Genomic DNA, 19,581 nt, shown 5'->3' with positions numbered 1-19,581 from the left:
CAGGCCCCGGGGAATTTGTAATAATACATGGATAAATGTACTAATTCCATTGTTATCTTTTGCCTGAGTCAATTACACCCGCTGAATAGCCATTTCATTGAAGATGTGCTTTGTTTGATACGTGTTTTCTTGTAATTCGGATCGTACATAAGACTCTACATCCTGCTGCTCTACGTCGTACAGCACCTCAATTTCCTTGGAAAACAGAAGATGCCCCTCTTGGATTTTGTGAGATAATGCTTTGATTTTCTTCGGTTTCGGCGTATCACCCAAAACCTGCTGCAACGCTTGAACATACGTATCCAATGCTCGGGCGCCAACCACCTTAATGCCCTTCTGCTCTTTATTTACAATGATAATCGTTGGAAAACCTCGAACCCCAAGCTGAGCAACCGCTTCAAAATCCTCCTCCAATAAATCTTGTGCCGATTGCTGTGAGGCTGCCTCTACGATCTCTTTTCCATTCAGCCCTAGTTCATCGACAAGCTTGATAAGCACATCATCTTCCCCGATGTTACGATTCAACGCAAAGACAGCCTCACGCGCATGTCTCAGGAAGGCTTGTTCCTTTCCCGGAACCATACGCTGAATGACCTTATACACACGAGAAGGAGGATAGGAGGATAAAATCGGATGATCATGCCACAAGGAGCCGTCAATCGGCATCCGTGAGTGCTCTCCTACCTCTCTCCAATGTTCAGCTACATCTGAAGGCTTTTGAATACCATTGGCCCCATCCGAAAATCCTTCCCAGCTTGCTAATAAACCGCCCATTTTGGTCTCTACATGAAAGTAATGACCGTACTCGTCTATAAACCGATGCAGCACTGGCTCCAGTGCCCAGCAGTGTGAACAGATCGGGTCTGTTACATAATACATCGTGATGCTCTTCTCTTCCCGCTTCAGATCAACCATCTGCATCTCTTCTTCATCACTTGCTCCGCATACACCCGTTTCCAGGTCACACATCATGGATTCATAACTCATCGTTATCCCGCCCTTTTGCACTTATTCAATAGATTATCTTGTGTTAGTATGATTATAATATCTATACATGATAGAACAAGTACGATTCTTTTACTGACTAAGTATCAAAAAGTGTACTATTGGCTCACAGCAACATTTACAAATAGGTTATTGAACAAAAAAAGATTATATTGGAGGTTTTCGCGGGATGAAATATGACTTTAATTTTGATCAGCTATGCCCGGCGACGTATGCTTTTCAGGTGATTGGCGGCAAGTGGAATCTTCCCATTCTGGCAATTTTGAGTGAAGATGACAGCATTCGATATAATGAGTTAAAAAGGAGACTTCCCGGGATTACACCAACGATGTTAACGAACTGCCTGAAGGACCTGAGTCAATACGGGATTGTTCATCGTGAGCAATATAACGAGATACCGCCAAGAGTCGAATACTCGCTCACATCATCCGGCAAAGAGCTGGTGCCTTTAATTGAATCCATGGTGTTATGGGGGCAGAAAAATATACATCGGGTATCCGAGTCACCTCAGAATGGATAAATGCCGATTTTGATTGTACGGAGTTATCGGAAGACCTGATTGCCACCTTTGCACCAGATCCGGATTCGCAATGAAAGGCCGGCCAAAGGCTGCCAGGTCGATAACTCCATCATTGATCGCCTTATCCGCAGTCTTCAGATCAAGGTCCCCGACTCCGATCACGATGTGCTCCCATTGTGCCCGCACCGCCTGATGAAAGTTAAGCCGATCTGACCAGGCCTTTGCGTAATTTTCAGTCGAGGGATGCAGGATGGTTATGCCCGTTTCACGGAATAGCTCCAGATATGCGTGAAGGGTCTCGACTTTAAGGGCCCATTCATAGTACGGATCGTCATCCTTTTTCTCGGAAAACCGGATGCATATGCGGTCTGCGCTAATTTCTTTTTGTACCGCCATAATAATCTCTTTCAAAAATCGAAGTCTTCCCCGCATGCCCCCTCCATACTCGTCAACGCGTTTATTCGTCCGCTCACTGATAAATTGATCAATGAGATAACCGTGTGCTGCGTGAATTTCAACTCCGTCAAATCCAGCCAGAACAGCGTTACGAGCAGCCATCTGAAAATGAGCAACCACGTCCTCAATCTCTCGAATCGTCATCGCTTGAGGTATTTCATAGGGCTTGTGAAGTTTATGAACCCTTCCTTCAGCCTGTATGGCCGATGGGGCCTGTGGCTTCCCGCCGATCAGGTCGGAATGCGATAGACGGCCCACATGCCATAACTGCGCAATGATCGTGCCTCCGTGTCGATGAACTGCCTCGGTTACTTTTGCCCATGAAGCAGTCTGTGCCTCCGTATATAATCCGGGTACCCCGTACGTTCCTTTACCTGAGAGCATTGGGGTGATTCCCTCTGTAATGATTAGTCCTGCACCATATTTGGCACGTTGCTCGTAATATGCGACAATCTCATCGGTTACTGTTCCGTCCCCATCTCGTGCAAACCCCCGGGTCAACGGAGCCATAACGATACGATTGCGCAGGTTCCACTGATTGATGCTTGCAGGTCTAAAAATAGTCAATGCTGAATTTGACATGTCTTTTCCTTCTCTCTGTTTGAAATTAAGGATATTGTAGAACGGATAAGACATATCGTAAAATGATTAAAATATATAGGTATATCACTCACAGAGATACCTTTCAGGAGGCTGTCATGGAATTATCCGATATTGATATCATGCTCGCCGTTGGTCGCTGGGGCAAAATCTCTCAAGCCGCCAAAGAACTAAACTATGCCCAGTCCAATGTGACGACACGTATTAAAAAACTGGAGGAAGAATATCAGGTGCAGCTGTTTACCCGCTCTTCCAAGGGTGTGATGCCTACGGAAAAAGGAGAGCAGTTCCTTGCTTACGCTGCACGCATTCGCAATCTGCTGTATGATCTGGAACAAGAGATGACAGACCCCGATGAGCCATCCGGCACGCTGAAGATCGGAATTGTAGAAACAGCCGCATCACGTCGTTTCATCGACATTCTGAATGAGTATCAGATGACATATCCAGACGTGTCCATATCGCTCGTGAATGCAACCTCACCCAAGGTATTGCGGCATAAAATCGAGTCTTCTGAGCTTGATGGCGCTTTTATTAGCGGTGCTTGTGTTACAGAAGGGTTGAAGATTGAATACGAGATGCAGGATACGGTTCACATCATCTCCAAACGGACCGAGACCCCTCTTGAAACGTTTTGTCAGCTTTCATGGGTTGTGTTTCCACAAGGCTGCCCTTATCGAGAGATTACCGAAAAGTTCCTCGAAGAAGAAGGACTATCAGCCAAAAAACTGATCGAAGTCAGTACAATGGAAAATCTGCTCAGCTGTGTGGAATCCGGAATTGCGGTTACCATTATGCCATGCAGCGTTGTACACAACAATCCCGAAGCATATTCAGTACATGATCTGTCTGATGAACTCACGCCAACCTCCACCACTTTTGTACGGGGTGAGAACCGATATGTCAGCGGTGCGCTTCAACAGTTCATGAGACTGTTAAACGAGAAGTGTATGACCTTCTGAACTGTGTAACGGGAAATATGTTACGAGTGAAAAAGTATATTATTCATAATTTTTTTGCAATTTCTGTACACCTTTGAATAGCCCATATGTAGTGATTCACTGTGTTAGCCGCGAAGTAACTATACAAATTGCTTGTTTTAACCCACTTATAATGCTTTTTGGTCATGATCTCTTCTTCGGTATGGTTCTGTATGAGCGCCATCACTCGTTCATGGCTCAGTTCCAGTTTGCGAATGGCTTGGCTCAAGCTAACCTCCTGATAGTTCATCCAGATTTGATAATTAAGTTCCTTTAGATTTCTCCATTTGTAACCGGGAGCGGGCATCGAAGGGGTATCCCCTGCCATCCCTTCCCGGTACCACCTCTCTAACATGGCATGCCATTCATAGAGGTGCATAAGCACATCGCGAAAGTTTTTGTCTCTGTCTGTGATTTCTAGAGAAAGACTTCGTTTGTTTCTCGGAACAGAGTGAATGATCCCAAGTAAGGAAATTGACAATTCATGTATGAAAAGAGAGCAGCCTGCTCGCTGATCTCTCCAATCCAAATGTAATATATCTACTGCATACTCAATCTAAATCTAAAGCAACTTGCCGCTCCATTTATTTACTCAAGCTGTTCCAGAACTTCTGGAATGCACCCTGTTCCACTTCAAAAAATACAGGCACATGACCGTAACGTACCAGCCCTTCCTCTCCGAACAGCACAAGGGCAACCGTTGTTTTATCTTCCAGGGTCAAATAAATCATTTTGCGGTCTTCTTTGCCGTAGAGACGTTCTTCCAGTTCAGGGCTTGTTGCAATCGGTCGTGCATTATATAGTGCTTCGACAAAATTATTCAGGGCAGTGTCGGCTGGAAGCTGCTGCAACTGCTGCAAGCCATTATTCCAGCTATCAAAGCTCTCCCATTGCGCGCCGGTCACATGACCCTTGATGTTAAGCTTGCCAATCAGGTCAGCCCCGCTGCTGACCGTCATATCATTGGTTTTATCAAACAACTCTGCGTATACTTGACCGTCAATCACGGTGTAAGACATAATCCGAAAATCAGTATCGTATCCTTTCACAGCGTAGATGTCTGCCTTACCAATCGTCGAGGCCAGCTCCTTGTAATCGTCCTGACTACTCAGCTCATGGATGCCACCGCTAGTTGTGCCCAGCTTTGTACCACGGAGCGCCAAGGCATCTGTGCCTCGAAGAGTTGTCGCAGAATCCGTATACACATTCCCTTGATAAACAACTAACGGCACCATGCTTGCTTTAATCCCCTTGTCTTCGCCGCTCGGCAACTCCGTTTTCGGGATGACGACATTATCTTTAGTTGATGTATCTGCATGATCGGATGGAGCAGGACGGAGAATATCATTGGATGCTACCTCTATAGCAGGTGTACCTGTTCCATTCCATTGCTGCCAGACGGTTGGTGCCGCAAGTCCGATACTTGCTGCGACTACAACACTTGCTGTGATATACAGTGATTTACGATGTCGTTTAGACATTTGTCGCTGCGCATTCACGTTCTGCTCCATGCGTTTTTTCATCTGCTCATCTGTTTTCATATGATCCACCGCTTTCTTGTATCGTTGTTTAAATTGCTGCTCATTCATCGCTGTTCCTCCCCTTCAAGCTCCAGTTTTAACAGCTGTCTTCCCCGCTGCAACCTCATCTTCACTGCCGATTCACTAATCTGCAATATCTGGCTTATATCCCGGATGGCGTAATCTTCGTAATAATAAAGATGAACAACCGATCTATATTTTACAGGCAGGGACAGCACCAGCTCGATTAAAGCCTGATCTTCAGGATCATCCGTGATGGTCGATTCCACGCCCTCCAGCTTGACCTCTCGTTTGCGCCAGCCTCGGCGAAGAACGGATTTACAATGATTAGTGATTACCCGAATCAACCAAGCTTTCTGATGTTCCGCATCGTTGAAGGCAGGTGCTTTTTCCATCAATTTAATGAACGTATCCTGAGTCGCTTCTTCCGCATCCTCCCGCCTGCCAAGGTGCACCATCGCAATTCGGAACAGCGTATCTGCGTATGTCTCATAGATGCTCATTACCTGATTGCCCGTCTGGGACATTGATCGCTGCATGGTTGTATTTGCCTCCTTTATATCCTAAACACTCTTACGGACGATATTTGGTCACATTTTGTTTTCACTTTTCTGTCTGAATCGGAAAAGAGCACAAAATAAGGCTATTTCGCTGACACTGCACCGCGCACAGTGCATGTCATTGAAATAGCCTTGATATGAAAATTACGTAATGAGAATTACCTATACTTAAAATTAGAAGATGAGCTAGACTTCAAAAATAATAAATCTGCTTAACTAGCTAATCTCCAGATAATCCAGATATGCATCCCATGTACCGTCGTCTGCCGTCACAATCAGCTCAATGGTCTGGTTTCCTGTACCATGACTGATATTATTCAGTGTATAGACAGCTGGACTACTGCCTCCAAAATAAAACGTGCCCTTGGTCTGGCCTCCAATTCTGAGATCCACCCTTGCCATATTATTATTGTTGGAAGCCCCGCGAAGCGAGAATGAATGTGTGCCCGTCGTAAAGTTATGTGTAGTTCTCACAGCATCATTGTTGGCATACAATACCACACCATTGAACGGTGAACTGATGTTGGAAGTATATTGACCGCTCTTGGTCATATTCTCTGTCTCAATTCGTACCGTGGTTGCTGGTGGATTGTTCGTGCCTCCATCCGGTGCTACGGCTCGTCCGGTAGCTGGGGAGATCATACCCGCACACAGGCCGCGATTCTTCAGATTTTGCGCAATCTGTGGAATAGCCTGTAATGTCGTCTGATACTGATCATGCATTAGAATGACGTCACCGCTCGCCATGCGATTCACAGCAGCTACGATCTGAGAGGCACTTGCGCCATTCCAATCCTGGGAATCGACGTTCCAGAGCATCTCTCTTAAACCATTCTGGCTTATTACCGATTTCAGTGTCGCATTGGTAGCACCATATGGCGGTCTGAAGAGGGTTGGTGTTGTTCCAGTAATGGATTGAATGGTCTGCTGTGTTCGAGTGATCTCGGAAGCCATCTGGGAAGCGTTCAGCTTGGTCATATCAGGATGAGTGTAGGAATGGTTGCCAATCCACATACCGGCAGCCACTTGTGCACGCACCAAAGCCTGGTTATTCTGCGCATTTTGTCCCGTATTAAACATCGTCGCACGTAATCCGGCCTGCTTCAATGCATTAAGGATATTGTTTGTATTGTTGGAAGGACCATCGTCAAAGGTCAGGCCAACATACCCGTTCGGACAGCTCGCATCAGCAGCACTGACAGATGGAAGCGGCGGAATGGCAAGTAATGAACCAAAGAGAGCAACAGACATAACAGCTTTAAACAGCTTGGATTTAAACATGAATACACCTCCATTAGAATTGGTTAACATAATAATAATTTTGTTGCATTCTGGTATTTATATTGCCAGGATAATGCTTCCTCCTCTCTATTTTCAATACTTTGCCTGATATAAAGCGCTTTCAAGATGAAACAAAACAATTTCCCCCTCTCTGGATGACATCTATGAAAAACGTAGGGTTGACTCTAGTATAAGCGATGAACATATTGAAGTAAATTCAAATTATTACAATATATCCTATTTATTCTCTGTCAACGGAGTTGCGAACTGCCTCATATTCAGTCTCTGCTTCCAGCACGATGAAGCTCGCTGGTTTGCCCTCCCCTACACCATAACGTTCCTCGATGTGCAGTGTTCTTGCACTATTTTGCGTCATCATCATCAGGTCAATAGCATTCACAATCTGGTCGTATCCCAGCAACTGAGACGTGTGGATGCCCAGTTTACCTTTTTAAAATCCATGTCGGCAAAGGGTGCATATGATCTTCTTTTTACAATAAAATAGTCTGCGATAATGATGGGGCAAATAGAAACCTGAAATCGTCAATGTCATTATGTGGCTTTAACTCTATCTTCAGCTAAGAAATCTCGCAGATCATTTTATTAAAAAAGAAAGTGCAACAGGAAGGTTATTTTCTTATATATGTATAATATTGTAATAAATGTTGTCTGCTGGATGGATATTCTGCCATTCCCGTAATATCGAATGAAACAGAGGTGTACCGATGAAGAAAATTGCAAGTCTGCTTGTTCATATCCCGGATGAAGCCAGACTTGGTGCTGGCGGGGAGCTTCTCTTTCTGGCTGTATTACAACAAACGATGTTTCAATTTGAAGAAGTACACAGCATCCAGCTTTTGGTGGATGGACAACAAACCGAGAGCCTGATGGGCCACGTCGAATTGCAAAATCCTATACTTCGCGAATCGGAGTAGAACAAATGTGCTTTCATTGAATAAAAGACCTTGCATCCGTTACAGAAAGCAAGGTCTTTTTGGTATGGACACTAACATAGCTCTTGCACAAATAGCAACTTGCATTTTACAGCAGCTAATAATAGAGTTTATGGACAAAGCATCTTAATATATGCTCAGTGAAGATTAACAAAATATATAGAATGATACGGAGAATGTCTTATGTTTATGTTAGAAATTGTTCTTGTTATGTTTCTGCTAGGTATGCTGCTTGGTTTTGTCGGTGCCGGGGGCTCTGGATTCATCATCTCTCTCTTGACCGTGGCGTTTGGCTATCCCATTCATGTCGCGCTTGGAACTGCACTCGCGGCGATGTTTTTCTCCTCTCTCTCAGGTTCAATCAGTCATTACCGGGAGGGAAATGCAGTTCTTAAAACGGGTTTAATCGTCGGACTTGCCGGCGCAGCAGGCGCATGGGTCAGTTCAAGCTGGTCTACTTATATTCCTGAGGAACGCCTTGGAATACTGACGTCTATCATGCTGTTCACCTCTGGGCTTGCCTTGTGGCTACGATTAGTTCTCGTATCACGCCGTCCTCAGAATTCTGGTTCAGAATCCTCCGTGCTAGATAGCGGCCCTCGTTACTGGATATATGCTTTACTAATCGGTGCGGTTACCGGCATGTTATCAGGTTTATTCGGTATCGGCTCTACACCTTTTATACAACTTGGACTTATGCTTTTATTAAATATGCCTATGCGGTATGCAGCTGGCACAACGATGCTGGTGATTATCCCCATCGCTCTAGCTGGTGGTGCCGGATACATGCGAATTGGCTACCTCGACCTGAAGCTCCTGCTGTTTGTAGTTATAGGCACGATGTCCGGCTCATACGTTGGGGCCAAATTCACCAAGCGAGTACCTGTTTTATGGCTCAAAGTAAGCATGGTGATCACTCCGATGATTGGAGCTGCCATACTATGGTTGTAGTTGGAAGTTGTGGGCCGGTTCATGCAACCAGCCCCAAATCCCTAGTTCTATACACGCTGTAGATGAGTATCCTTGAACTCGGTTTCGTACTTTAAACCAAAGCCAAACATACGGTCCATACCGATATGTGCAATCCAGATGACGCTAATCAACATCAGGAAGTCCACCTGCATCATAAAACCTGCCGCCAGAAATACCATTGGCGTAATATACGTGTGTGCCACATTATAAATCTGGGCTCCGACCTTATTGTTAACCAAATATCCGATCATAAATACATCCGGGAAGAGCAGGAGCAGCAGAAAGAGCCACCAGGAGTAATCATTATAGAAATAAATCGTTGTTGCTGCTGCCAATACGAAAAGTCCTTCTAATCGAATCCATAGTCTCGTCATTTTAATTATTCTCCTTTGTTGGTTCCGTAGTGTGAGCAGAACGAATACCTTGCAGCATCCACCCGATGCCTTGCGATACCTGATTATGAGAGAGCGGAGCACTTGACAGCAATAATGGAGATTGGAGCGTAAGTCCATCAAACACGGCTTGAATCAAGGCTGCAAAGGTCTCCTGCTCCGCTTCATTCAACGGCAGCTCCAATCGCTCAATAATGATTCGGATACCTGCCTTCATCTCCTGATACAGCTTTATTAACTCTTGAGCCAGCTTCTCGTTGTTCACACTTTCAGTCCACAAGCTGATGAGCAGGGTGAACCACTCCGGATTATTTTTACGAAATTCAACGACATGCAGTAAAGCCTGCTGTAGAAGCTCTGCTGGTTCGGCCTTCATGTCCAGTTGCTGAAGAGCCTGCTGCATTCCCCGATTAATCATCCATTCTCGGACTACTTCAACCAAAAGTGTTTCCTTGGTATTAAAATGATATCCAATGAGCCCCTGTGCTACGCCAGCTTTGGCCGCAATCTCTTTCATGGTGGCTTTGCTGTAGCCCACCTGTCCGAATTGAGTAAAGGCTGCTTGCAAGATCGCATTTCTACGTTCGTCCTGATTTGTTGCTGGTTGTTTTGTCATATGTGACCTCCTTAATACTGTTTGATCGAACAGTCAGTTTCATGTATTCATGATAAAACTGTTTGATCGAACAGTCAATAGATTTTTGAAAATAAAAGTAATTGTTAAATTTAAGATTCAAGTGATCCAGTTGAGCTATTGCTACACTTACATTTACTCTAACTCAATTAAAACGCTCCAAATCTTGCTTAAACTGTGGTAGTATAGTTGAAATATCTTCCAAGGAGATCATTGAATGAATTTTGTTATCAGATTTGGCCTGCAGGCGGAATTATAACAATAACATCAAACCACCAAACAGGAGGTTTCACACAATGCTGAGTAGTATAAGCATAACAGGCATGATTATTTTGATCATTTTCCTGGTCCTGATAATCGCATTGATTCGTAGAATCTTGAGACGTTAACATTGTAAGATGTCAAAAAGCGTTGAAATGAAGCTCAACGCTTTTTGACATCTATGTAAACAACCTGACCTTAAAATAATCATGCTTCCAAAGTATCGGTTATTGTAGCTTGACAGTTTCAGGCCCTTACCCTGAAAATCTTGATATCGACACCGTCTGGAGCAGGATAACCCTCTCCAATCAAGGCTTCCACATTCAGATGACCCAAAGCCTGGCTGTTGGTGATGATGCGAGGAGAGGTGCAAAACAGCCTGCTGGCCTGTGGTTTTCCGATATAACCGTTATTTTCGATATATATCTCACACTGCTGTCCCGTATAATCCTGTCCCTTCAGCATGTATCTGGCGGAAAGGCTGTGACTTAAGCCATCTTTTCCAATAATCTGGGTATCCACACCACCCTCCAGTACAATACCTTCGAACATCGCTCCAGTAACATGCCCGCCGAAAGTGATTAATACTACCGATTCACCATGTTGGTTATCCAAAGGAATGGTATCCTTGATCTGTACATGTACAGTAAACAGCTCTTCCATCTCTGGCGACATCGTAATCACAACATCCTCTCCACGCAGAGTAATCATGAATAAAGCATTGGCTACAGCATGAGCTCACCAGAGCTGTTCCATCTCAGGATCATAGAACATGAAGCCACGCTTCCCATTTTTCTTGATTCTGTACATCGCCATATCTGCAAATTTCAGAAGCTCGGATGGGTCTTGTGCATGCTTCGGAAACAGACTGATTCCAATGCTAATAGATAGGCTGATCTCGATTGAATTTACAATAAACGGTATATCAAAGACATGCAACAGACCGGTCGCGATGGTTCCCGCATCCTCATCATGCTTGAGATGATTCAAAATGATACAAAATTCATCCCCGCCTAATCTTGCTACACTATCTGTACTGCGTATTCTTCCCTTCAGACGCTCAGCCACTTCCTGTAAAACCTGATCCCCAACCTCATGACCATAGGTGTCATTCACCTTCTTGAAGCCGTCAGTGTCCACAAACATCAGTGCAAAGCGCGATTCGTTACGTAACGCATTGCTGACCGACCATGCCAGACGGTCCTTGAATGCAAGCCTATTGGGCAGATCAGTCAAGGAATCATGTAAGGAAAGATGTTTGCTGATTTTCTCGGCCTCTTTGATCTCCGTATATTCGGTCTCGAGCTCTTTAATGAGGTTTTTGAGTTTATATACACGAGTGCTTGTATTCGTGGTATCACTGATCTGAAGCATTGCATAGCTGTGATCATTATCATAGAGCGGCTCTACATGTAAATTCTGTCTGAAAATCGTTTCCTCTCCCCCGTCCTTCGGAAGAATGAATGTCTTATGTAAAGCGCTAGAGCAAAATCTGCTCTGCCCATGATAAAGTGCATTTTGTAATATATCCATATACATCTTGATCTTGAACCTAGGGCAGATTTCCAGCAGATTTTTCCCCAGTACCTCCTCAGAGGACAAGCCTGTAAAACGTTCAAGCCAGCCATTCCATACGAGGATTCTTAATTGTCTATCCACAATCAAAATACCCAATTTCGTTTTATTCAGCGCTTGTACAATGAGATTATCCATAATTCCCCTCCAGTAAAGCATCTATTTTATCCAGTAGACTGGAGATAGAATCCATGCTGAGCGCGATCACGATAATTCCCTTTACATCTGTATCTGCAAGTAAAAAGGACGTATGCAACACCAGTATGTAGATTTCATTTTGAAGCAAAACTTGCGGGTCGGAACGTGTAACATGAATCAGCTCTATGTCAGGAAGTACATATTCCAGCTTCATTTCAAGAAAATTGCCGAACTCACCTATGATTGCATTCAGCAGTACGTTGCTGATTTCCTGAAGCACATCAAGATCCGTATCCATTAACCTGAAATCGTTTGGGTCCACATGCTCTGTAAGCTCTCCCAGGCACATGTTAGCCAGCACTTTTGCCTGTTCCGCAGGAAACATCAGAAAGGCTTTACCTTGAAATTGATATCCAAACTGCAAAGAGGATCGAAACAGATGGCCTTCTGTGAACAGAATATTGTATCTCCGATCTTCAGGATCAACCTCGGTGATGGAGATCAACTCAACCTCAGGGATATTCAACACAATATGTTTGTCTACAATTTCCGATAGCATATTGGCTGCTTGTCCAACATAAACGTTTACAAGCTCGGTAAGCAGATCTTTCTGCATCCCATTAAGCATGATGTGCCACCTGAATCATTTGAAGCAATGTACTGGCTTTTTCAGCGGTTAACGGTTTGTTCAGAAATCCCGAAATCCCAAGCTCCTCCACTTCCTCACGAGTAGCCTTCTGAATATCAGCGGATAGTATAATGATTTTGACGTCCTGATCCTGCTCCCTAATCATGCGAAGCATGTCTTGTCCGTTCAGTCCAGGCATCAAAAGATCTGTTGTAATAATATCGGGTTTGAATTCCTGATAAAGCTGGAATCCATCCTCTCCGTTGGTTGCTGTTCGAATGTCACAATTAGGAATATAATCGCCAATTAATTTACTCATCATTTTCTGTACAAATATGGAGTCTTCTACAATTAATACTTTCATGATTCAACTCAGTCTCCTCGATTACGTATTAGGGGCGCAGAGAAAGCAGGCGCTGTAGACAGTTCTTGAGAAGGAGCTTCGCGCACAGGTGGAACCCCTTTAAAGTGACTGACCGTTGCAACGGCAAAACAATATAATTATATGAATTACAAATTTAGATTGTCAACAATATTATAGAATAAAATAAAACGCATTCATCTGTCAATGGAACGAACCCCCTATTACGCATCAAACGTAAAAAACTGCAAACCTAAGTCGCAGTTGAATGACTCAAAAAGGGCAAGTCAGAAGTTTCCTCTGCTCTACCCTTTTTTGAGTTATACCATTTCTTCAATAGAATAGCGAATGAATGCTTCAGGAATACATAAACACTTATTTCGTTTTCCCCATATTGACCAGACTAACATCAGATAACGTAATGGTGGTGTCTGCTTGCTCATCACCATCTATATTCCCCATGTCAAACACAATTCGGCTGTTCGGATAACTCGCTTCAGTCGCTTGGAACGTAAAAGTGAATTCTTGTTCTTCCGTCTTCAGATCCATTCGATCACCGAAGAATCCAGTCCATTTATAACCTGCATCAACGTCCACCCAACCAATGCCAACGCCCATTTTTCGTGCTTTATCCGCTTTTGCTTTGAATGTGAGCTTGTAGGTGTAGCCCTGCTGCATTGCGAAGCCCTCCTGGATCAATTGGCGATCCCATGGATTTCCTCCCACTTGACCAATCTTGGCTTCTAGCTGCTGATTATCGGCACTGATGGATAAGTCTTCCGGTTTGTCACCAGCCGCATAAGCGAACCAACCCGCAGTTCCTTGCGCAAAATCACCATTTTTCAACAGGTTGACATGTACAGGCTGACCGCCCTCTTCTGCACCCGGATTCACCTCAAACAGCATTACATTTTGAATTGATACAACATGCTCGCCTGCTAACTCCGGCTGCTTACCAAGACCGAAGTTTAATAACGCTGATGCATCCCCAGTCTCTCCCATCGCAAAGGTATACGAATATTGCTGTTTGGTTGTTGTTAGTTCAGCCGATTGCTCTAAATACTTGTCTACATTACTACCTGCCTTCGACACAACAACCTGCATCGTTTTTGCTGTGGATGATGAAGCGTCGAAGCTCAGACGATACGTTTTACCTGCTTCGAGTGACTGCTCTCCCTGTTGCAAGATGTCGTCCCACCAATTCTCCGTAGTGCCAGATAAAGTCATGCTTAGGCCATTATCCGCGCTATTGCTGTAGGTCGCTGTTGTTATGCTCTGTGGCAGCATCCACCCCGAGGCATCTGCATTCAGCCCACCATTTTTCACTTTACTCTGTGAAATGTCCAGCCAGCGTGTATTATACTCGTTTCCTTCAAAATTCACGTAGTAGGTTTTTCCTGCTTGCAAGGAAACCGCTGGCAGATACACGGTTTTATATTTTTGCCATCCGCCCGTATTTCCTAGCTCCAGACTAGTGCCTGCGACTTCAATACCACTCTCATCTTTAACCGTAAAACGTACCGTTGCATTATCCTTCGCACTTGCCATTCGTGTAGAGAAGCCGTACATACCGTCGTTCGCTGCTGTAATTTTGAATTGTAGCAGATCGCCATCATCCATGTAGCTGACATGTTTGCCGCCTTCGTCCGAGTTTTCGAGCTGTAATCCCTGCATCATATACGCATCGGCAGCAGGAATGTGGGTATAATTCTGGAGCGTTACCGGTTTCCCACGTTTCGTTAGCCGCACATTATCAACATAAACTTTGCCCGTAGCACCGCCAAATAAAAGCTTTAATTCGGAGGTTGCTGTCGCTTCTCCCTCTCCGATGACAATCTCACCAGAATAGTTTTTCAGATCAGACCCGATCTGAATCTTCTGTCCTTGATGAACCTGTACGTTATGTCCCTCCGCGGTGGATAAACCGATATCCATCACACCTGTCGTATCCGCCTTGGCATCAAAGGAGAATCCGTAAGACGTGTTGCCCTCCAGCTTCATCTCGGGCTGAGTGACCGCTACCTGTTCTGGCTGTCCATTCGTTTGTTTCACGTCTACAACAAGCTGTCTTTCCATGATCGGGAACTTCAAGAAGTTGTTGACCGATACATCCGCTTCAGCACCCGATTGAAGCTTGGTGTTCCAGAAGCCAAGACGCTGCTTACCCTGATCAAATGTACCGTTATACACGTAGTTGCCATCAGGCAAGGCTTTACGTTCTACAGTAAGCGGATCGGCATCCCCAACCTCTATCAGTCTCACGTTGGTCACCGAGACTTCGCCTGCTGTTTTGCCCAGGTTAAATTCAAACCTTGCATTATTGTCTGAACCATTTCGCATATTGAATTCATATTCGTACGACTTCCAATCCGTTGTCACTGGAAATTCCTTTTCGCCAGAATAGTTCGTCCAGCTTTTCTCGAATTGAGTCACTTTGGAACGAATCACCCGGTTGGCAGAAGCTTTCGCATCGAACTGAACTTTATATTTCTTGTCTTTCTGTATATACATCGGCATCTGGGTTAATTGAACAGAATAGTTTTCCGTTCCTGCGTTAGAGATCGTTACTTTGGCTGCTTTGCCTTTCATCTCGTCGTCTATAACTTCAACCTTGCCCTCACCGCCTGCATTCGTAATAAACTTCCAATCGGCAGGAACACCATTTGCATCCAAACCTTGTGTGAAATGTTCATTATAAATCTGGTTTCCATTTAATTGCGGTTCGCGCTGTTTCTCAGGCTGAATTGGACTAGAGGTTACGTCCTGCCATTCACTCATATTTTTATACGAATATACTCGCACAAAATCTACCTTCATCTTATCGGACACAAATTCATTCTCCGGTGATCCCGGCCAGTCGCCCCCAACCGCAAGATTGAGAATGAGGTAGAACGGACGGTCAAACGGTGCAGGGAACGTGTAGCTCTCCGGCTGTCCTGCCGCCGTTGTCTGCCAGTTGTTGATCTGGTGATGCAGCTTGCCGTCTACATAGAAGCGAATCATGCCGGGCAGCCACTCCACCTGAAAATCATGATATTCATCAGCAAAGGACTCGCCTTGTGGCAATGTGTACTTACCTTGATCATGCCCATGAGAGCCGTCGGCTTTTTTCGAATCATAGTGAATAGTGCTGTAGATTTCATGATCCTTGTTTTGTCCGCCAAGCAGCTCCATAATGTCAATCTCGCCAGAAGCAGGCCATCCTCCGTAATGAGCTTCATCGGTAGGCATCATCCAGATCGCAGGCCACATGCCCTGCTGGATGGGAAGTTTGGCTCTCACGACTACTTTTCCGTAAGTCCAGTCACCCTTTTCCTTCGTAATCAGTTTGCCGGAAGTGTAGTTTTTACTGCCCTTCTGCTCCCGTTTCGCTTCAATCTGCAGTACGTTGCGATTGCCGTCCTTCACGATTCGCGTGTTGTTCGGGCTGTAATATTGCAGTTCATTATTATAAACAAGCTCTGTGTCCTGAACAGTCCATTTCGAAGCATCTACGGCTGAGCCATTGAATTCATCATTCCAGACCATTTCCCACTGCTCATCCGGAATTGTAGTTGCCGGGATCGGCTTCTCGCCCACGGGTGTACCTGGCACCGATGGTGTCTGTCCACCCGAATTCGAAGATCCGCCAGCACTGCCGGAATTGCCTGCTGCATTTGGTTTAGGCTGCTCCGTCTGACCAGGACCAGATGTATTGGCATCACTGTGTTTTCCAGGTGTAATTGCTTTCCCGTTAAACAATACGTTATCCGCATCTACGTCAATTAGCTTGACTTTACCTTTGCCATCAATCTCTGTATGACGAGCTTTGCTGCTTACTTTTAATGTATTAATGGAGCTCTCCGCCGACAGCTCAATTGTAGCTTTACGTGTAACCAGCATCTCCTCAACCTGGGTTGTGCCTGTCATCTCGATATGAACCGGACTTGTATTTTTGTCCACTACAATTCGATTCAGCTGAGAGTTATGAATATCAATGGAATGGCTTCCTCCGCCCTTCACAATGACAGTTCCAGTTACGGTCACACCTTCAAGAGTCACTGTGCCTTCACCAATAGCTTCTGTAAGGAGCAGATTGCCGTTGACGGTCGTATTTTTCAGTGTTACATCCGCTGAGCGCACGACCAGATTACCTACCACTTTGGATTCGTATGTGCCGGGAACACGTTTAATATCTGCAATCAAGGATGACATCAGCATGGCAGCTTCGGCTCGTGTAATCTCGGAAAGCGGGGCGAGCTTCCCGTTGAATCCGTTTACATTTTTGTTATGAACGAAATATCCAAGCGCTTTTCTGGCATAGTCAGCTATATCCTGCTCATCCTTAAACGTGCCCTCAAGATGTTCACCCTCACTGCCTGTTGACAGCTGGAACGCACGATCTGCCATCACAACAGCATCCTGCCGAGTGATCGGCAATTGTGGTGAGAGATGTGTATGATCCGTTCCCTGAATGATGCCTGATCCACTTGCCCGTGTGACAGCATCATAATACCAATCTTGCTCGTTCACATCTGCGAACGACGTAGCTCCAGGCCCACCTGCAAATCCAAAGGCTCGGTCCAGCATCACTACAAACTCGGCGCGACTGATACGCTCACTGGGTCTGAAGGTACCATCTGTATAACCTTTGGTTACTGCCATGTCCTGCATACGCATCACAGCGCTTTCGGCCCAATGACCCTTCAGATCTTTGTACGGAGTCAGAAGCAGGCTTGACGCCTGCACCTGCTCCGCTACTGTTTGCTGCTTACCCTGTTCTGCCCCAACGGTAGCCGGAGCTGCCAATGAAACGATCATGCTTCCAGCTACGAGACAAGCCAATCCTTTTTTCACCCATATTCCTCCCTCGAATGTGTTTCACTTGCAGGGCAGCCTATTCTTTGACTGCCCCGATTACGATGCCTTTCACAAAAAAGCGTTGCAAGAATGGATAAATGACCAAGATCGGCAGCGCTCCGATGAAGATCTGAGCTGCACGAACCGTACGCTGTGATACATTTTCCAGCATGGACGGATCAACGTTGATTTTACTGAGGTCCTGCTGCACGATAATGGTCTGCAACAAGGAGGCCAGTGGATAATTTTTGACATCGGACATATAGATCATGCCATCGAACCAGGAGTTCCATTGACCAACCATGGTGAACAAGGAAAGTGTAGCAATCGCTGGCATGGACAGCGGAATGTAGACCAGCGCCAGCGTTTTAATATGACCTGCACCATCCAGATATGCTGCTTCCTCCAGTTCTTTAGGCAAGCCTCGGAAGAAGTTCATCATCAGAATGACATTCCATACGGACAAGGCTCCAGGAAGCACCAGCGCCCAGATGGTATCCATCAAACCGAGCTTCTGGATCAGGATATAACTTGGGATCAGACCACCGCTGAACAGGATTGTGAATACAAAGAACCAGGTGTAGATGGAGCGGCCTTTGAAGTTAATATCCTCCTTTGACAGCGGAAATGCAGTAATCAGCATAATGACCATACCGATAATAGTAGCAATCACTGTTCGTTTCACCGAAACGAGCAACGAATTGATGAAGTTAGAATTACCAAACGTCTTCACATATGCATCTGTCGTAAAGCCGATTGGCCAAAAGCCGACCAGATTCGACGAAGCCGGGGCCATGCTGCTGAACGATACGGCCAAAATATGAATGATTGGCAAAATGCAAAGCACGGATAGCACGCCTAGGAAAATATAATTGGCAACACTGAATATTCGATAGCCTCTAGTTTTGTAATACAAGCCCTTTTCTCCTCTCTAGAACACACGATAGTTCGCTAATTTGTAAGCCATACGATATGAGATAACGATCAGAATGGTAGCCACGACAGATTTGAAAAGTCCTACAGCAGTAGCAAAGCTCATCTTGCCGTTCAGGATACCAAGACGGTATACAAACGTATCAATGATGTCGCCTTTGTCATAAACGAGCGGATTGTACAGGTTAAACACCTGATCAAAGCCTGCGTTCAGAATGTTACCGATGGAGAGTGTCATAAGTACAATTGTGATCGGCATCAGTGCAGGAATCGTAATGTGCAGCGTCTGCTTGAAGCGATTCGCTCCATCCACCTCAGCTGCTTCATACAGTGCAGGATTAATGCCGGACAGCGAGGCCAGAAATACGATTGTACCAAAGCCAAACTCTTTCCAGACATCACTTACAATCAGTGTTATCCGAAACCATGTTCCATCTCCCAAAAAGAATATCGGTTTTCCGCCCAGGGCAACAATCAGTTGGTTGACCATGCCTCCCTGCGGAGAGAGAATATCCAGCAAAATCCCGCCAAGGATAACCCAGGACAGAAAGTGCGGCAGGTATACGAGCGTTTGGCTGACCCTTTTAAAAGCAGTCAAACGAACCTCATTCAACAAAATGGCGAACAGGAATGGAGCAACGAGGCCTGCAATAATTTTGAAAAATGCAATGACCAGTGTGTTCCAGATAACCTGACCTACGTCTGGATACAAAAATAAATACTTGAAGTTATCCCAACCTACCCACTTGGATTCGGTAAATCCGAGGTAAGGTTTAAAATCCTGAAAGGCAATGACAATACCGCCCATTGGTATGTACTGAAAAATAACAGCCAGCAAAACTGCCGGTACAAGCATCATATGCAAGGACCAATTCCGTTGCATATTCCAGCGCTGTCTAACCTTGGCGGCTCTCCCCTTACGAGGCGTCTCTAACGTATGTTCCTTCACCCC

18 protein-coding genes and 2 pseudogenes are annotated in these 19,581 nt (G+C 45.2%); 4 read left to right on the top strand and 16 right to left on the bottom strand.

Annotation, left to right across the window (positions count from 1 at the left end; translation table 11 throughout):
- Window positions 1-72 precede the first annotated feature (72 nt).
- Complete coding sequence (locus tag DFQ00_RS16390) at window positions 73-987, bottom strand: DsbA family oxidoreductase (RefSeq protein ID WP_110897570.1); 915 nt, start codon at window positions 985-987, stop codon at window positions 73-75.
- Between the two features lie 187 nt (window positions 988-1,174).
- Between DFQ00_RS16390 and DFQ00_RS16385 the strand changes: the two genes are divergently transcribed.
- Window positions 1,175-1,525, top strand: a complete 351-nt coding sequence (locus DFQ00_RS16385; protein ID WP_110897569.1) for a winged helix-turn-helix transcriptional regulator — start codon at window positions 1,175-1,177, stop codon at window positions 1,523-1,525.
- Here DFQ00_RS16385 and DFQ00_RS16380 read toward each other — a convergent pair.
- Entirely contained in the window at window positions 1,508-2,563 is a 1,056-nt protein-coding gene (locus tag DFQ00_RS16380) for an oxidoreductase (protein ID WP_110897568.1), read from the bottom strand. The two genes, DFQ00_RS16385 and DFQ00_RS16380, sit on opposite strands and share 18 nt — an antisense overlap.
- 116 nt (window positions 2,564-2,679) lie before the next feature.
- On the opposite strand from DFQ00_RS16380, the gene DFQ00_RS16375 reads away from it, so the two are divergent.
- Window positions 2,680-3,543 carry a LysR family transcriptional regulator gene (locus DFQ00_RS16375; RefSeq protein ID WP_167433747.1) on the top strand — a complete coding sequence of 288 codons (864 nt, stop codon included), beginning with the start codon at window positions 2,680-2,682 and terminating at the stop codon, window positions 3,541-3,543.
- Window positions 3,544-3,586: 43 nt separating this feature from the next.
- Here the strand turns inward: DFQ00_RS16375 and DFQ00_RS16370 are convergent, their stop codons facing one another.
- The 5 genes and pseudogenes from DFQ00_RS16370 to DFQ00_RS16350 form a co-directional block, all read right to left on the bottom strand.
- The gene (locus DFQ00_RS16370; RefSeq protein ID WP_244213887.1) at window positions 3,587-4,042 is read right to left on the bottom strand and encodes a ClbS/DfsB family four-helix bundle protein; all 456 of its coding nucleotides are present in this window, start codon (window positions 4,040-4,042) and stop codon (window positions 3,587-3,589) included.
- 103 nt (window positions 4,043-4,145) lie between these two features.
- A complete protein-coding gene (locus tag DFQ00_RS16365; RefSeq protein ID WP_110897565.1) occupies window positions 4,146-5,150 on the bottom strand; it encodes a hypothetical protein in 1,005 nt (334 codons plus the stop codon).
- Window positions 5,147-5,641 carry an RNA polymerase sigma factor gene (locus DFQ00_RS16360; protein ID WP_110897564.1) on the bottom strand — a complete coding sequence of 165 codons (495 nt, stop codon included), beginning with the start codon at window positions 5,639-5,641 and terminating at the stop codon, window positions 5,147-5,149. The genes DFQ00_RS16365 and DFQ00_RS16360 overlap by 4 nt, the downstream gene beginning before the upstream one ends.
- A gap of 237 nt (window positions 5,642-5,878) precedes the next feature.
- Window positions 5,879-6,943, bottom strand: coding sequence for a polysaccharide deacetylase family protein (locus tag DFQ00_RS16355; protein ID WP_110897563.1), 1,065 nt, complete (start codon window positions 6,941-6,943; stop codon window positions 5,879-5,881).
- A 262-nt stretch (window positions 6,944-7,205) separates the two neighbouring features.
- Window positions 7,206-7,385 (bottom strand): annotated as a pseudogene (locus DFQ00_RS16350) (cytosine deaminase); the annotation flags it as partial.
- 307 nt (window positions 7,386-7,692) lie between these two features.
- Here DFQ00_RS16350 and DFQ00_RS16345 point away from each other — a divergent pair.
- Together DFQ00_RS16345 and DFQ00_RS16340 are read left to right on the top strand one after the other, a co-directional pair.
- A pseudogene (locus tag DFQ00_RS16345) lies at window positions 7,693-7,878 on the top strand (GerMN domain-containing protein); the annotation flags it as partial.
- 201 nt (window positions 7,879-8,079) lie between these two features.
- Complete coding sequence (locus DFQ00_RS16340) at window positions 8,080-8,847, top strand: sulfite exporter TauE/SafE family protein (protein ID WP_110897561.1); 768 nt, start codon at window positions 8,080-8,082, stop codon at window positions 8,845-8,847.
- Between the two features lie 47 nt (window positions 8,848-8,894).
- Here DFQ00_RS16340 and DFQ00_RS16335 read toward each other — a convergent pair whose 3' ends face one another.
- From DFQ00_RS16335 to DFQ00_RS16295, 9 genes are all read right to left on the bottom strand, one after another.
- Window positions 8,895-9,242 (bottom strand): DUF4260 domain-containing protein, encoded by a 348-nt coding sequence (locus DFQ00_RS16335; RefSeq protein ID WP_110897560.1) that lies wholly within the window; start codon window positions 9,240-9,242, stop codon window positions 8,895-8,897.
- 1 nt (window position 9,243) lies between these two features.
- Complete coding sequence (locus tag DFQ00_RS16330) at window positions 9,244-9,876, bottom strand: TetR/AcrR family transcriptional regulator (protein WP_110897559.1); 633 nt, start codon at window positions 9,874-9,876, stop codon at window positions 9,244-9,246.
- Window positions 9,877-10,401: 525 nt separating this feature from the next.
- The gene (locus tag DFQ00_RS16325; protein WP_244213873.1) at window positions 10,402-10,866 is read right to left on the bottom strand and encodes a DUF3237 family protein; all 465 of its coding nucleotides are present in this window, start codon (window positions 10,864-10,866) and stop codon (window positions 10,402-10,404) included.
- A 27-nt stretch (window positions 10,867-10,893) separates the two neighbouring features.
- A complete protein-coding gene (locus tag DFQ00_RS16320) occupies window positions 10,894-11,868 on the bottom strand; it encodes a diguanylate cyclase domain-containing protein (RefSeq protein ID WP_110897558.1) in 975 nt (324 codons plus the stop codon).
- Entirely contained in the window at window positions 11,861-12,496 is a 636-nt protein-coding gene (locus DFQ00_RS16315) for a chemotaxis protein CheC (RefSeq protein ID WP_110897557.1), read from the bottom strand. Before DFQ00_RS16315 ends, DFQ00_RS16320 begins: the two co-directional genes overlap by 8 nt.
- Window positions 12,489-12,860, bottom strand: a complete 372-nt coding sequence (locus tag DFQ00_RS16310) for a response regulator transcription factor (protein WP_110897556.1) — start codon at window positions 12,858-12,860, stop codon at window positions 12,489-12,491. Before DFQ00_RS16310 ends, DFQ00_RS16315 begins: the two co-directional genes overlap by 8 nt.
- Window positions 12,861-13,232: 372 nt before the next feature.
- The gene (locus DFQ00_RS16305) at window positions 13,233-17,693 is read right to left on the bottom strand and encodes a carbohydrate binding domain-containing protein (RefSeq protein ID WP_110897555.1); all 4,461 of its coding nucleotides are present in this window, start codon (window positions 17,691-17,693) and stop codon (window positions 13,233-13,235) included.
- Window positions 17,694-17,733: 40 nt separating this feature from the next.
- Window positions 17,734-18,612, bottom strand: coding sequence for a carbohydrate ABC transporter permease (locus tag DFQ00_RS16300; protein ID WP_110897554.1), 879 nt, complete (start codon window positions 18,610-18,612; stop codon window positions 17,734-17,736).
- 15 nt (window positions 18,613-18,627) lie between these two features.
- Window positions 18,628-19,578 (bottom strand): ABC transporter permease, encoded by a 951-nt coding sequence (locus tag DFQ00_RS16295; protein ID WP_425271032.1) that lies wholly within the window; start codon window positions 19,576-19,578, stop codon window positions 18,628-18,630.
- Window positions 19,579-19,581: the final 3 nt, after the last annotated feature.

Source organism: Paenibacillus barcinonensis, assembly GCF_003217495.1.
GTDB lineage: Bacteria > Bacillota > Bacilli > Paenibacillales > Paenibacillaceae > Paenibacillus > Paenibacillus barcinonensis.
Note: the sequence above shows the minus strand (reverse complement) of the source record. Positions and strands in the feature narration are given on the sequence as shown.